The sequence below is a fragment of the Janibacter cremeus genome (assembly GCF_029395675.1).
GTDB classification, from domain to species: domain Bacteria; phylum Actinomycetota; class Actinomycetes; order Actinomycetales; family Dermatophilaceae; genus Janibacter; species Janibacter cremeus_A.
Genome location: NZ_CP115184.1, coordinates 234,129 through 249,018 on the forward strand (window position 1 = coordinate 234,129; position 14,890 = coordinate 249,018).

Annotated in this window: 10 protein-coding genes; 6 read left to right on the top strand and 4 right to left on the bottom strand. The window is 71.6% G+C overall.

Annotated elements, in window-relative coordinates; genetic code table 11:
* Positions 1–37 precede the first annotated feature (37 nt).
* Entirely contained in the window at positions 38–985 is a 948-nt protein-coding gene (locus O9K63_RS01075; protein ID WP_277239951.1) for a GNAT family N-acetyltransferase, read from the bottom strand.
* Positions 986–1,216: 231 nt separating this feature from the next.
* On the opposite strand from O9K63_RS01075, the gene O9K63_RS01080 reads away from it, so the two are divergent.
* The 3 genes from O9K63_RS01080 (at position 1,217) to ilvC (ending at position 4,776) form a co-directional block, all read left to right on the top strand.
* On the top strand, positions 1,217–3,151 hold the full coding sequence (locus O9K63_RS01080; protein ID WP_431190341.1) for an acetolactate synthase large subunit: 1,935 nt from the start codon (positions 1,217–1,219) through the stop codon (positions 3,149–3,151).
* Between the two features lie 10 nt (positions 3,152–3,161).
* Positions 3,162–3,671: an acetolactate synthase small subunit gene (ilvN, locus tag O9K63_RS01085; RefSeq protein ID WP_277239953.1), complete on the top strand. Its 510-nt coding sequence runs from the start codon at positions 3,162–3,164 to the stop codon at positions 3,669–3,671.
* A 79-nt stretch (positions 3,672–3,750) separates the two neighbouring features.
* Positions 3,751–4,776: a ketol-acid reductoisomerase gene (ilvC, locus tag O9K63_RS01090; RefSeq protein WP_277239954.1), complete on the top strand. Its 1,026-nt coding sequence runs from the start codon at positions 3,751–3,753 to the stop codon at positions 4,774–4,776.
* A 115-nt stretch (positions 4,777–4,891) separates the two neighbouring features.
* Here ilvC and O9K63_RS01095 read toward each other — a convergent pair whose 3' ends face one another.
* On the bottom strand, positions 4,892–8,440 hold the full coding sequence (locus O9K63_RS01095) for an ATP-binding cassette domain-containing protein (RefSeq protein ID WP_277239955.1): 3,549 nt from the start codon (positions 8,438–8,440) through the stop codon (positions 4,892–4,894).
* 460 nt (positions 8,441–8,900) lie between these two features.
* Between O9K63_RS01095 and ilvD the strand changes: the two genes are divergently transcribed.
* Entirely contained in the window at positions 8,901–10,742 is a 1,842-nt protein-coding gene (ilvD, locus tag O9K63_RS01100; protein WP_277239956.1) for a dihydroxy-acid dehydratase, read from the top strand.
* Positions 10,743–10,780: 38 nt separating this feature from the next.
* Here ilvD and O9K63_RS01105 read toward each other — a convergent pair whose 3' ends face one another.
* The gene (locus tag O9K63_RS01105) at positions 10,781–11,434 is read right to left on the bottom strand and encodes a DUF6629 family protein (protein ID WP_277239957.1); all 654 of its coding nucleotides are present in this window, start codon (positions 11,432–11,434) and stop codon (positions 10,781–10,783) included.
* 73 nt (positions 11,435–11,507) lie between these two features.
* Positions 11,508–11,753 (bottom strand): hypothetical protein, encoded by a 246-nt coding sequence (locus tag O9K63_RS01110; RefSeq protein WP_277239958.1) that lies wholly within the window; start codon positions 11,751–11,753, stop codon positions 11,508–11,510.
* A 42-nt stretch (positions 11,754–11,795) separates the two neighbouring features.
* Between O9K63_RS01110 and O9K63_RS01115 the strand changes: the two genes are divergently transcribed.
* Positions 11,796–13,709 carry an MFS transporter gene (locus tag O9K63_RS01115; protein WP_277239959.1) on the top strand — a complete coding sequence of 638 codons (1,914 nt, stop codon included), beginning with the start codon at positions 11,796–11,798 and terminating at the stop codon, positions 13,707–13,709.
* Between the two features lie 120 nt (positions 13,710–13,829).
* Positions 13,830–14,876 (top strand): 3-isopropylmalate dehydrogenase, encoded by a 1,047-nt coding sequence (locus O9K63_RS01120; RefSeq protein ID WP_277239960.1) that lies wholly within the window; start codon positions 13,830–13,832, stop codon positions 14,874–14,876.
* Positions 14,877–14,890: the final 14 nt, after the last annotated feature.

A 14,890-nucleotide genomic window follows, 5' to 3' on the forward strand; every position in this document is an offset into this window, starting at 1 on the left:
ACATGAAGACGCCGGCCACCCGCACCCGGTGACATGGCTACCGACCGGGGGGACCCCCTTCGCCCGCGGTGTCGAGGACGAGGTGGCTGAAGGTGGCGGTCACCACCATCCCGACGCCCTCGTAGAGCGGCAGCGCGCCGGTGCGGGAGTCGGTGGCCAGACCGGCCCGGGGAAGTCCACGGCGCCGGCCCTCGACGAAGGAGTCCGCGAGCAGCGCCCGCCCGAGTCCCTCGCCACGCCGGTCGGTGCGGACCGCGAGCTGGTTGACCCAGACCATCCCGTCCTCGCTCGCGGTGACCATCGCCGCGCCCACGACCTCGCCGGCACCGTCCCGGACCACCCGCCGCTGCCACGGCGCCGCGTCGTCGCCCTCGACGAACTCCGCGTGCCAGTCCGCGTAGGGCACCGGCTCCCGCTCCGGCCACACGCTGAAGGCGTCGTCGATGACCCGGTGGACCGCCGGCAGCTCGTCGTCGCGGGCCAGGTCGAGCACGTGGTCCTGGGGGAGTGGCTGGGTCGGGACGGTGCGGTCGGGGAGCAGCTCGAGCACCCACGCGTCGTACGTCGCCCGCGCACCGGCGGCGACGAGGAAGGCCTCCGCCGGGCTGCCGACGGGGACCGTCTGCCCCATCGTGGTCAGGCCCCGGGCGCTGGAGGCCGCGAGCAGCCACGCCACGAGCGCCGTCCCGAGACCACGACCGCGATGGTCGGCGGCGACGACCGCCTCCACCGACCCGCGGCCGGCGACCAGGGCTTGGGCGACGAGACGGTCGTCGGCCCAGACCGAGACCGAGTTCCGCTCCAGGTCGACGCTCGGGCGGCGCCACTCACCGAGGACGTCGACGAGCTCGGTCATCGGCTCGGCCAGCACCTCGCGCTCGTCGGCGCGCGCGAGTGCGGTGACCGCCTCGGCGTCGGCCGTGGTCAGCGGGCGGGCGGTGAGGTCGTCGGCGCCGGCCGGCAGGGCGAAGGCGATGCGCGTCACCCCACCAGCGTGTCACCCGCGACCCCGTCGTGTCCCCTCCTTTTCGGTCTCGCATTCTGGACGGCTGTGTCTCAACCATTGACACAAACCCGGCGCCGGGGGAGAGTTTGCGACGTGACACTCCTCCTCGTACTTCCCCGGCGCGCTGCCTGAGCGACGACGTCGTCGACTGCAGCGCGCGCCCTTCATGCCCGGACCCCGGGCTGAGGGGCTTTTTCATGCCGGGAGACCATGGGAGAAGACACGGATGGCACGCCCCGAACCAAAGGACGCACGGTGACTGACACACGCAGCAGCACCCCGAGCCCGGCCGCCGTCGCGCGTCGGGCAGAGGCCGCACGATCGGTGCCCGAGCAGATGACCGGGGCCAGCAGCCTCGTCCGTGCGCTCGAGCACGTCGGCGCGGAGGTCGTCTTCGGCATCCCGGGCGGCGCGATCCTGCCGGCCTACGACCCCCTCATGGACTCCACCTCGGTGCGGCACATCCTCGTGCGCCACGAGCAGGGCGCCGGCCACGCCGCCGAGGGCTACGCCTCGGCCACCGGCAAGGTCGGCGTGTGCATGGCCACCTCCGGGCCGGGCGCGACCAACCTCGTCACGGCGATCGCGGACGCCCACATGGACTCCGTCCCGATGGTCGCGATCACCGGTCAGGTGGCCTCGGGGGCCATCGGTACCGACGCCTTCCAGGAGGCGGACATCCGCGGCATCACGATGCCGGTGACCAAGCACAACTACCTCGTGACCGACGCCGCCGACATCCCGCGCGTCATCGCCGAGGCCTTCCACATCGCCAGCACCGGCCGTCCCGGCCCGGTGCTCGTCGACATCGCCAAGGACGCCCTGCAGGCCACGACGACCTTCAGCTGGCCGCCGCGGTTCGACCTGCCCGGCTACCACCCGGTGACCCGCCCGCACGCCAAGCAGATCCGCGAGGCCGTCAAGCTCATGGCCGCCAGCGAGCGGCCGGTCATCTACGCCGGTGGCGGCATCATCCGCTCCGGGGCGCACGCCGAGCTGCTGCGCCTGGCCGAGCTCACCGGCATCCCCGTCGTGACGACGCTGATGGCCCGCGGCGCCTTCCCCGACGGCCACCCCCTGCACCTGGGCATGCCGGGCATGCACGGCTCGGTCGCGGCCGTCACCGGCCTGCAGCGCAGCGACCTGCTCATCACCATCGGTGCGCGCTTCGACGACCGGGTCACCGGCCAGCTGGCCTCCTTCGCGCCCGGTGCCCGCGTCATCCACGCCGACATCGACCCCGCGGAGATCTCCAAGAACCGCGTCGCGGACGTGCCGATCGTCGGCGACGCACGCGCCATCCTCAACGAGCTGGTCATCGCCATCGAGGCAGGCGATGGCCCGGCCGCCGAGGTCACGCCCCGGCGGTACGCCGGGTGGGCCACGACGACGAGGGGGTGGACCGAGGAGTACCCGGTCGGCTACCAGCCGCACGGCGAGGACGCGCTGATGCCGCAGCAGGTCATCCGCCGGCTCGGCGAGATCGCCGGCCCCGAGGCCGTCTACGCCGCCGGTGTCGGCCAGCACCAGATGTGGGCCGCCCAGTTCATCAACTACGAGCGCCCCAACTCGTGGCTGAACTCCGGTGGCGCCGGGACGATGGGGTACGCGGTGCCGGCCGCGATGGGCGCCAAGGTCGGGGAGCCGGACCGGGTGGTCTGGGCGATCGACGGTGACGGCTGCTTCCAGATGACCAACCAGGAGCTCGCGACCTGCGTCATCAACGACATCCCGATCAAGGTCGCGGTCATCAACAACTCCAGCCTGGGCATGGTCCGGCAGTGGCAGTCGCTCTTCTACAACGAGCGCTACTCCAACACCGACCTGCACACATCGGTCGGCAGCCGCATCCCCGACTTCGTCAAGCTCGCCGAGGCCTACGGGTGCGTCGGGCTGCGCTGCGAGCGGCCCGAGGACCTCGAGGCGACGATCCAGGAGGCGATGTCGATCAACGACCGACCGGTCGTCGTCGACTTCGTCGTCGAGCGCGATGCCATGGTGTGGCCGATGGTGCCCGCCGGCGTGAGCAACGACGCCATCCAGGTCGCGCGCGACACCGCCCCGGTCTGGGACCGCGAGGACTCCGAGGCGGTCGAGCAGGACGAAGGCACGGCCGCCGACCCCACCGCCGACCAGGGAAAGTGACGTCACGACGATGAGCACCAAGCACACCCTTTCCGTCCTCGTCGAGAACAAGCCCGGCGTCCTGGCCCGGATCTCGGCGCTGTTCTCCCGCCGCGGCTTCAACATCGACTCGCTGGCCGTCGGCCCGACCGAGCACCCGGAGATCTCCCGGATGACGGTCGTCGTGGACGTCGACCTGCTGCCGCTGGAGCAGGTGACCAAGCAGCTGAACAAGCTCGTCGAGGTCCTCAAGGTCGTCGAGCTCGACCCCCTGTCCTCGGTCACCAGCCAGGTCGTGCTGGTCAAGGTCCGTGCCGAGGCCGGCCAGCGCAGCGGGATCCTCGAGACCGCGCAGATGTTCAAGGCGAAGATCGTCGACACGACGCGCGAGGCGATGACCCTGCAGGTCTACGGCAACAGCGACAAGATCTCGGCGATGCTCGAGATCCTCCAGCCCTACGGGATCAAGGAGCTCGTCCAGTCCGGTGTCGTCGCCATCGGCCGTGGGCCGCGCTCGATCACCGACCGTTCCCGCCACTGAGACACCCTCGCCCCGTGCACCCGGTGCACGCGACGATGACCCGAACCCCACCACAGACCCACCAAGGAGAAGATCCCCCATGGCCGAGCTGATCTACGACGACAACGCGGACCTGTCCATCATCCAGGGACGCAAGGTGGCCGTCATCGGCTACGGCTCCCAGGGCCACGCCCACGCGCTCAACCTGCGTGACAGCGGGGTCGACGTGCGCGTCGGCCTCAAGGAGGGCAGCACCTCCCGCGCCAAGGCCGAGCAGGAGGGCCTGACCGTCCTCACGCCGCGCGAGGCCGCGGCCGAGGCCGATGTCGTCGTCATCCTCGCCCCCGACCAGGTCCAGCGCCACGTCTACGCCGACGACATCGAGCCCGTCCTCAACGAGGGCGACGTGCTCGTCTTCGGCCACGGCTTCAACGTGCGCTTCGGCTACATCCAGGCCCCGGCCGGCGTCGACGTCATCCTCGTGGCGCCGAAGGCCCCGGGTCACACGGTCCGTCGCGAGTTCGTCGACGGCCGCGGCATCCCGGACATCATCGCCGTGGAGCAGGATGCCTCCGGCCAGGCCTGGGACATCGCGAAGTCCTACGCCAAGGGCATCGGCGGCACCCGCGCGGGCGTCATCAAGACCACCTTCACCGAGGAGACCGAGACCGACCTCTTCGGCGAGCAGGCCGTCCTCTGCGGTGGCATGTCGCACCTCGTCCAGGCCGGCTTCGAGACCCTGACCGAGGCGGGCTACCAGCCGGAGATCGCCTACTTCGAGGTCCTGCACGAGCTGAAGCTCATCGTCGACCTCATGTGGGAGGGCGGCATCGCCAAGCAGCGCTGGTCGATCTCCGACACCGCGGAGTACGGCGACTACGTCTCCGGTCCGCGCGTCATCGACGCCAAGGTCAAGGAGTCGATGCAGGGCATCCTCGCCGACATCCAGGACGGCTCCTTCGCCAAGCGCTTCATCGACGACCAGGACAACGGCGCCGCGGAGTTCACGCAGCTGCGCGAGCAGGAGGCCGGTCACCCGATCGAGGCCACCGGCAAGGCGCTGCGCGCGCACTTCGCCTGGCAGACCGGCGACGACGACTACACCGAGGGCTCTGCCGCCCGCTGATCACCGACTCCCGCCGCGGTCACCCCCGCGGTCGGGCCCCGACGGGGGCGCCCACCGGCACACGACGCCGGGGCGCCCCCTTCGCCATGTCGGGGGAGGAAGGGGGTCACCCGGCTCAGCCGGCGAGGTGCCCCCACCGCGGTGCGAGCGACTCCCACGGACCGGAGGCGGCGACGCGACCGGCGACGAGCACGACGACCCGGTCGGCCCGCTCCAGCGCGGCCCGCTTGGAGGTCGCGCCGATGACGGTCGCGCCGCGCTCGCGCAGCGCCTGCCACAGCTCGATCTCGGTGGCCGCGTCGAGTGCGCTGGAGACGTCGTCGGCCAGGAGCAGCTCGGCCTCGGTGGCCATGGCCCGGGCGAGCGCGAGCCGCTGCACCTGGCCACCCGACAGGCGCACCCCGCGGTGGCCGACGACCGCGTGCGGTCCACCCGCCTCCTCGATGTCGGAGGCGAGCCGTGCGTCCGCGATCGGCGACTCGAAGGGCCGCTGGTGGCCCAGCCGGACGTTGTCGCCGAACGTCCCCGAGAGCACCCGCGGCACCTGGGCGACGTGCGCCACCTGGCCGGGCCGCATGAAGGTCTGCACCTCCTCGACGGGGTGGCCGTTCCACAGCACCTCGCCCCGGTGGTCGACGAGGCCGGCCAGGGCGGCGAGCAGGCTGGACTTGCCCGAGCCCACCTGGCCGACGAGCAGGACCAGCTCCCCGGCGTCGACGGCGAGGTCGACGCCGCTGACCCCGATGGTGCCGTCCTCGTGGACGGCCGACACCCCACGCAGCCGCAGCTGCTCGAGGGGAACCCGGCCCACCGGCGTCGGCCCGGGAGCCTCCCCGGAGACGAGGTCGACTCCCTCCGGCAGGTCCATGAGGTCCACGCCCCCGGCGAAACGGCTCGTCTCGACCTGCCAGTGGCGGGTGCCGGGAGCCTCGGTGACGACCAGCCCGGCGACCCGGCCGAACCACTCGAAGCCGGCGACGGCGCTCGAGACGAGCAGCGCCGTCGCGAGGCTCCACCCGTCGAGGAAGTAGACAGCCCACGCCGCCACCACGCCGCACTGGACCATGACCATCGGCACGCCCTGGAGGAAGGCCTGGATGCGGTGCTCCCGCACCGCGGCGGCAACGCGACCTGCATCGACCTCGCGCAGGTGGCGACGCACGGCGGACGTGGCGGCGGCGAGCTTGACCGTGCGCATCGACTCGAGTGCCGAGACGAGGGCCCGGCCGAAGCGGGCCCGGGCGGTGGAGGCCGCCGCGGCCGAGCGTCCGGCAGCGGGACGTCCGAGCGTCGACGCGAGCGCCGAGGTGACCATGACGGTGAGCAGGATGGCGCCGGCCACCCACGTCCCGGCGAGCAGGCTGGTCAGGCCGGTGATGACCAGACCGTTGACGAAGTCGACCCACCGGTCGGCGTAGCGGGCGTAGCGATCGGCGTCCATCGAGCGGGCCACCACCTCACCGGGCGGTGTGCGCGGCAGGCGGGTCTGCACCGTCTGGCCGTGGAGCACCGAGATCCGGGTGCGCAGCATGACCTCGACCCACCACCGGGGATAGGTGACGAAGGCCTGGGCGAACACCAACGGCGTGAGGACCAGACCGGCGACGATGGCGGTCGTCAGCCAGCCCACCGGCTCACCTCGCTCCAGCCGCTCGACGATGAGTCCCCACAGCAGTCCGGTCACGGCGCCCTGGGCGCCGGCGAGGGACCCGATGAGGAAGAGCAGGGCTCCGAGGAGACCCCACGCGGGCCGGATCAGCAGGGCGTGCAGGATCCCGCGCCCGAGCGATGGCCCGTCCCCGACCTCGCGCACGGCCACGGGGCCGTCACTGCGGCGTCGGCCCCCGGTCGGGCTGCCGGGGTCGTCGAGGGTGGCGTGGGCGACCTCGGCCTCCGTGTCCGGCTGGTCGACCGGCTGCTGGCTCGTGCGGCTGGCCAGGAGCAGGTCCCGGAAGGGACCCTCGGCACGGGCCAGCTCGGCACGCGCCCCCTGCTGCACGACGCGCCCCTGGTCGAGGACCGCGACGTGCGGTGCCCGCTCGATCGTCGTCAGGCGGTGGGCGATGAGCACACCGGTGCGGCCGGTGAGCAGTCGGTCCGCGGCGGAGATGACCCGGCGCTCGGTGACCGGGTCCATCCGTGCCGTCGCCTCGTCGAGGACGACGACGCGCACGTCGCGCACAAGGAGCCGGGCGAAGGCGACGAGCTGTTCCTCGCCGGCCGACAACGTCGTCCCGCCGGGGCCGAGGAGCGTGTCCAGCCCGTCGGGCAGGCCGGCGACCCACTCGCTCAGCCCGAGCTCGACGACGGCCTGCTCGATCTGCCCGCGGGGGACGTCCTCGAAGATCGCGATGTTCTCCGCGAGGGTCCCGGCGAGCACCTCGGTGCGCTGGGTGACGACGCCGACGACCGCGCGCAGCCGCTGGACGTCGAGGTCGAGGACGTCGACCCCTCCCAGCAGGACGCTGCCACGAGGTGGCTCGATCGCCCGGGAGACGAAGGAGGCGAGGGTGGACTTCCCGGAGCCGGTCCGACCGACGAAGGCCATCGTCTCCCCGGCCGGTACCCGCAGGTCGACGCCCCGCAACGCGAAGGCGCCCTCCTCGTAGGAGAAGTCCAGGTCGTGGAAGTCCAGGGCTACCGGGCCGTCGCCGGGGACGTCGCGGCCCCCTTCCGGCTCCGGCTGCACCCCGAGCGTCTGGCGCAGCCGCATGACCGCGCCGAAGCCCTCCTGCAGGTCCGACATGTGGTTGGCGAGCATCGAGATCTGCCCGACGAAGGTGGCGGTGACGAGGAAGAGGGTGACGAGTGCAGCGACCGACATGTGGTCGCGCGCGGCGAGCGCCACCCCGGCCACGGCCGTGGCGGCCAGGAGCGCATGGAGCAGGAGCCCGGCCCGCCGGGCCAGCGCCCGCTCGACGAGCAGAACCCGCAGCAGCTCGTGGTGCACCCGCGCGGACAACGCGGCCACGCGCTGGAGGACATGCGCCTGGCCCAGGCTCGTGCGCAGGTCGTCCCGACCCGCGATGCCCTCCTCGAGCGCGCTGGCGTGGTCGGTCCAGGCGATCTCCTCGACGACCTTGCGGCGGGCGATCTCCCCGAGCAGCGGCCTGATGACGAGGGCCGTCAGGGACCCGAGCAGCGGGAAGAGCAGCCACGCCGGCCACCACGTGATGCCCGCGACGATCCACATGGGCAGCACCGCGAAGGCCGCGCGGAAGAACATCCACACCTGCCAACGGATGAGGTTGCCGACCTCGTGGGTGTCGTCGTCGACCCGGTCGAGGATCTCCCCGACGGCCTGCTCGGCGAGGACGGGGACGGGCTGCGCGAGCACCGCGTCGAGGAGGTCCTCGCGCAGGCGCCCCTCTGCCTTGTCCGACAGGCCGACCCAGACGATCTTGCCCACGGTGTCGATGAGCGCACCGCCGACGATGCAGGCGGCGAGCACCCACACGAGGGTGCTCGTGGGCTCCTCGGCGAGACGGCCCATGATCACCGTGCCGAGGGTGAGGGCGATGGCGGCGATGAAGGCGCACGTCAGCGCGACGACGGTCCACGGCGAGGCCATCCGCCGCCAGTCGACGTGTCGGGAAGGGTCCACGGAGGCGGGCGACGGGGGTGGTGCCGGGGCCTCGGGGATGCGAAGAAGGGTCTGGGTCATGGCCCGTCAAGGTTATGTCCACCCACCGACACTGCGCGCCCCATTTTCGGGCCACGACCGTGGTGGGGACGAAGGGGGAGACCCCCCGCCGTCCGAGGCGTGGACGGGGCATTCCGGCCAGTGGGCACGCCGGCGTACCGTCGGGTCAACGGCGGCCCACCCGGCCGCCTCCCTTCGCACCGGCACCCCCACCCACGTCGTGCCCGGCAGGAGCACCACCGCACGCACGTCACGAGGAGCCATCATGAGCGAGGAGACCGCAGAGGTCCGCCGCGCCCTCCAGGAGAGCCTGGACCGTCGCGAGCAGGGCGGTCACTGACATCAGCTGACGTCACTGACATCAGCTGACCCAGCCAGTTTCCGCATTCCGGACCAGACCGCCCCCCGCCGCACCGGCCGGGGGCGGTCTGGCGTGTGAGACGCCGTATCACCGACCGGACGGGCGAACTACGGTGAGGCCATGCCTGAGCTGCGTTCCCGAACCACCACCCACGGTCGCAACATGGCCGGTGCCCGTGCCCTCTGGCGCGCGACCGGGATGGGCGAGGGTGACTTCGGCAAGCCGATCGTCGCGATCGCCAACTCCTTCACCCAGTTCGTGCCCGGGCACGTGCACCTGAAGGACATGGGCCAGCTCGTCGCCGGTGCCATCGAGGAGGCCGGGGGAGTGGGCAAGGAGTTCGACACGATCGCCGTCGACGACGGCATCGCGATGGGCCACCACGGCATGCTCTACTCGCTGCCGAGCCGCGAGGTCATCGCCGACTCGATCGAGTACATGGTCAACGCGCACTGCGCCGACGCCTTGGTGTGCATCTCCAACTGCGACAAGATCACGCCCGGGATGCTGCTGGCCGCGCTCCGGCTGAACATCCCGACCGTCTTCGTCTCGGGCGGGCCGATGGAGGCAGGCAAGGCGATCATCGGTGAGGATGGCACGGCCGCGACGCGCCTGGACCTCGTCGACGCGATGGTCAAGGCGGTCGACGAGAACGTCTCCGACGAGGAGATCACCGCGATCGAGCAGTCCGCCTGCCCGACGTGCGGCTCCTGCTCGGGCATGTTCACCGCGAACTCGATGAACTGCCTGACCGAGGCCCTGGGCCTCTCCCTGCCGGGCAACGGCTCGACGCTGGCGACCGCGGAGGCGCGCCGCGACCTCTTCCTCGACGCCGGCCGCCTCGTCGTCGACCTGTGCCGCGACTACTACGACGGGGACGACGAGTCGGTGCTGCCGCGCTCGATCGCGACGAAGCCCGCCTTCGCCAACGCCATGCGCCTGGACATCGCCATGGGCGGCTCGACCAACACGATCCTGCACCTGCTCGCCGCGGCGCAGGAGGCGGAGGTCGACTTCGACCAGCACGACATCGACGCCCTCTCCCGGGTCACCCCGTGCCTGGTCAAGGTCGCGCCGAACTCCAGCGACTTCTACATGGAGGACGTCCACCGCGCCGGCGGGATCCCCGCGATCCTCGGCGAGCTGAACCGCGGCGGCATGCTCGACACCGGCGTGCGGGCCGTGCACAGCACGAAGCTCGACGAGTGGCTCGCCGACTGGGACATCCGCTCGGGCACCGCCACCGAGCGGGCCAAGGAGCTCTTCCACGCCGCTCCGGGCGGGGTGCGCACGACGCAGGCCTTCTCCTCGACCAACCGCTGGACCAGCCTGGACACCGACCCCGAGAACGGCTGCATCCACTCCGTCGACCACGCCTACTCCAGCGAGGGCGGCCTGGCCGTCCTCACCGGCAACCTCGCCCCGGACGGCTGCATCGTCAAGACCGCCGGCGTGCCCGAGCACCAGTGGACCTTCTCCGGGCCGGCGCGGGTCGCCGAGTCCCAGGAGGCGGCCGTGGAGATGATCCTGTCCAAGCAGGTGCAGGAGGGTGAGGTCGTCGTCATCCGCTACGAGGGTCCCAAGGGCGGGCCCGGCATGCAGGAGATGCTCTACCCGACCTCCTACCTCAAGGGCACCGGCCTCGGCCCGAAGTGCGCCCTGATCACCGACGGCCGCTTCTCCGGTGGGTCGTCCGGCCTGTCCATCGGACACGTCTCCCCGGAGGCCGCCGCCGGTGGTGCGATCGGGCTCGTGCAGGACGGCGACGTCATCGAGTTCGACATCCCCGGTCGTCGGGTCAACCTCCTCGTCGACGACGAGGAGCTGCAGCGGCGCCGCACGGAGCAGGACGCGAAGGGGTGGGCTCCGGTCTCCCGCGACCGTCCCGTCTCCGCGGCGCTGAGGATCTTCGCGAAGTTCGCCCAGTCCGCCGACAAGGGCGCTGCGCGCAAGGTCGACTGATTCGGGTGCGATCCGCCCGGCACGCGTCCGACGTGCGACTAGCTGCTGGTCACGGTCCGCTGACCCTCGTCCCGGCGTACGAGCAGGGCGATCGCGACGCTGGTCAGGGCAGCCCAGATGCACCACAGTGACGCCAGCCCCTGGACGGATCGCCAGCCCAGGAGCAGGACGACGAGCAGGTTGACGACGCCGAAGACGACGATGTGGCGCGACGAGGACAGCAACGCCGCGCCGCACGTGGCCACGACGTACAGGGGGACGAGGACCGTCGGGGCCGGGATGTCGATCTCATAGGAGATCGCATAGGCGTGCAGGGTCGTGGTCAGTGGCCCGACCAGCACGGACCAGAGCATGATGGCCGAGACGAGGATGCCGAGGCACGAGCCGAGGACCAGCAGGCGTCGCCGACGTGGCTCCCGCTCTCGCGCCAGCACGGCGAGCGGCACGAGCACCGGGAGCACCGCGAAGGCGATGACGGCGTAGACGTACGTCGCAGCGGTCCCGAGGGACTCGCTCACCTGCCCCCTGCCACCGAACCACACGAGTGACTCCACGAGGGTGTGGACCGCGAGGAGGGCCGGCAAGCTCGCGAGCAACCAGTTGCGGCGGGCCGGGCGACGGGCGATGGCGTCGACGGCGACGACGCCGATGACGACGCCCGCGACGAGGTCGGCCTCGGGAGAGAAGCACATGTGGGGCCCCCTACCCGGGTGAGGTCCTGCCCACGCGCTCTCGGCCGTCGGGTCATGTGGCTGCGGGGGCCCGTCAGTCGCCGCGTGGGCGACGCAGGCTGCGCCAGAGCCGCAGCGGCAGCAGACCGATGAGCGGAGCCCGCTTGCCGAGGTCGTGGCGGTCCTGCCGGTCGAAGGCGGCCGCATAGCGCCCGGCGGCATCGGCCGAGTCGTAGGTCTTCGATCCCCCTGCGCCGCAGCCGCGCTCGCACTCCCAGCGCAGGACGGGTCCCTCGGCCCGGAAGCGCAGACGATGGCCGAGCACGCGACAGGTGAACATCTGCTCAGTTTACGGACGGGCGCCCGGGGGTAGCCACGGTGCATGTCTCAGGCAGTACAGACAGGCACCATCGAGACCCAGGTGCCCTCACGGCTCGATCGTCTTCCCTGGTCGAAGTTCCACTGGCGTGTCGTCATCGGACTCGGTGCGGTGTGGATCCTCGACGGCCTCGAGGTCACGATGGTGTCCTCGGTGGCCGCCCGGTTGACCGAGGAGGGCAGTGGCCTCAGCCTCACTGCCGGTCAGATCGGACTCGCCGGGGCCATCTACATCGCCGGCGCCTGCCTGGGCGCCCTCTTCTTCGGCCAGCTGACCGACCGGCTCGGGCGCAAGAAGATGTTCATCGCGACGCTGCTGGTCTACCTCGTGGCCACGGTGGCGACGGCATTCGCCTTCGCGCCCTGGTTCTTCTACCTGGCGCGGTTCTTCACCGGCGCCGGCATCGGTGGCGAGTACGCGGCGATCAACTCGGCGATCGACGAGCTGATCCCCGCCCGGGTGCGCGGACAGGTCGACCTGGTCATCAACGGCTCCTACTGGCTGGGAGCGGCCATCGGTGCCGGTTCGGCCCTGTTCTTCCTCAGCGACGTCTTTCCCATCTGGCTCGGGTGGCGGGTGGCCTTCGGTGCCGGCGCGGTCCTCGGGCTGGCCATCCTCTTCGTCCGGCGCCACGTGCCCGAGAGCCCACGCTGGTTGTTCATCCACGGTCACGAGGACGAGGCCGAGCGGATCGTCGACGAGATCGAGCGCGAGGTCAGGCAGGAGACCGGCGAGGAGCTGTCCGAGCCGGAGGACACGCTGACGGTCCGCCAGCGCACCGCGATCCCGTTCCGGATGATCGCGCGCACCGCCTTCAAGCTCTACCCCAAGCGCACCGTCCTCGGTGTGGCCCTGTTCGTCGGGCAGGCCTTCATCTACAACGGGATCACGTTCAACCTCGGGACCCTGCTGAGCACCTTCTTCGGGGTCGCGTCCGGGCTGGTGCCGATCTTCATCATCATCTGGGCACTGAGCAACTTCCTGGGCCCGGTCCTGCTGGGGCGCTTCTTCGACACGGTCGGTCGGATCCCGATGATCGCCGGCACGTACCTCGGGTCGGCGCTGCTGACCATCCCGCTGGGTCTGCTCCTGATGAACGGGGCACTCAACCGGTGGACGTTCATCGCCTTCATCGTGGCGATCTTCTTCCTCGCCTCCGCCGGCGCCAGTGCTGCCTACCTCACCGTGAGCGAGGTCTTCCCGATGGAGACCCGCGCCCTGGCGATCGCGTTCTTCTACGCCCTGGGGACCGCCATCGGAGGAACCGTCGGCCCCTTGCTCTTCGGCCGGTTGATCGGTACCGAGGAGGCCGTGTTCGTCGCCGTGGGCTTCTTCATCGCGGCCGGTGTCATGGCACTGGGTGGAGTGGCGGAGATCTTCCTCGGTGTGCGCTCCGAGCAGGCCAACCTGGAGGACATCGCCCAACCGCTGACGGCCTCCGAGGCGGAGGAGGAGTCCGAGGAGTCCGCCGACGAGCCCGCGAGCGCCGGCACCGCAGCTGCCCCGCGCCACCATCGTCGGGAGGTCGGGGACGAGATGCCGGACGCCGATGAGCGCGCGCGTGAACGGGCCGAGCTCGACGAGCGAGTGCGCGAACGGACGCTCCGGCGACAGACCCGCGAGACCACCGGGGGGCGACGGTTCCGACCCGGCCCGAGCGAGGCCCTGTCCTCCTCCCGGACCGGGGGTGTGGACCCGGTCCGAGCGGCGAGCGCGGATCGCGCGCTGGACCGTGAGATCGCAGCGATCGCCGCAGCGCTGGCCGAGCACGGTGCCACCGAGCGCAGGGAGCTCGTCCGCCTCGTCGGGGCGCGCTACTGGGGACCGGGACGGTTCGCCAGGGCGCTGGACGCCGCCCTCGACGAGGGCCGCATCCGCCGGGTCTCGGGCCGGACGTACGCGCCCGTCGGCGAGTAGCCTCGGCCGCTCGGCCGACGCGCGAATGGTTCGTCCGCGCGTTGCCCTCCACCCCCGTGACGAGGTCCGGATGGCGGGACAAGGGGTTCACATGTCGGGACGGCGGCCTAGCCTGAGCGCATGACCACCGACGTGCCGCACAAGAGCTTCGACATCGCCGTCATCGGCGGGGACGGGATCGGCCCGGAGGTGGTCGCCGAGGGGCTGAAGGTCCTGGGCGCGTCCGGGGTGACGGTCTCCACCACGGAGTACGACCTGGGCGCCCAGCGCTGGCACCGCACGGGGGAGACCCTGCCGGACTCGGTCGTCGAGGAGATCCGCGGGCACGACGGGATCCTGCTCGGGGCCATCGGCGACCCGACCGTCCCCTCCGGCGTCCTCGAGCGCGGGGTGCTGCTCCCCCTTCGCTTTGCGCTGGACCACTACGTCAACCTGCGCCCGGCCAAGCTCTTCCCGGGCGTGACCAGCCCGTTGTCGACCGAGGTGACCGACAAGGGACTCGACTTCGTCGTCGTGCGCGAGGGGACCGAGGGCCCGTACGTCGGCAACGGTGGCGCGCTGCGCGTCGGCACCCCGCACGAGGTCGCGACCGAGGTCAGCGTCAACACCCGCTTCGGCATCGAGCGCGTGGTGCGGGACGCCTTCGCCCGCGCGCAGGCCCGCCCGCGCAGGCACCTGACGCTCGTGCACAAGCACAACGTGCTCACCCACGCCGGCCACCTGTGGCGGCGCACGGTCGAGGAGGTCGGCGCGGAGTACCCCGACGTCGAGACCGCCTACCAGCACGTCGACGCGGCGACGATCTTCATGGCCACCGACCCGGCCCGCTTCGACGTCATCGTCACCGACAACCTCTTCGGCGACATCATCACCGACATCGCGGCCGCGATCGCCGGTGGCATCGGCCTGGCCGCCAGCGGCAACATCAACCCCTCCCGCGAGGCGCCGAGCATGTTCGAGCCGGTCCACGGCTCCGCCCCGGACATCGCCGGGCAGGGCAAGGCCGACCCGACGGCGGCGATCCTCTCCGCGGCGATGCTGCTGGAGCACCTCGGTCGTCCCGAGGACGCGCGGCGCGTCGAGGCCGCGGTCGCCGCGGACCTCGCCGAGCGGACCGGCGAGCGGTCCACCTCCGCGATCGGTGACGCCGTCGCTGCCCGTTTGTGATGCGGTGCACAGGG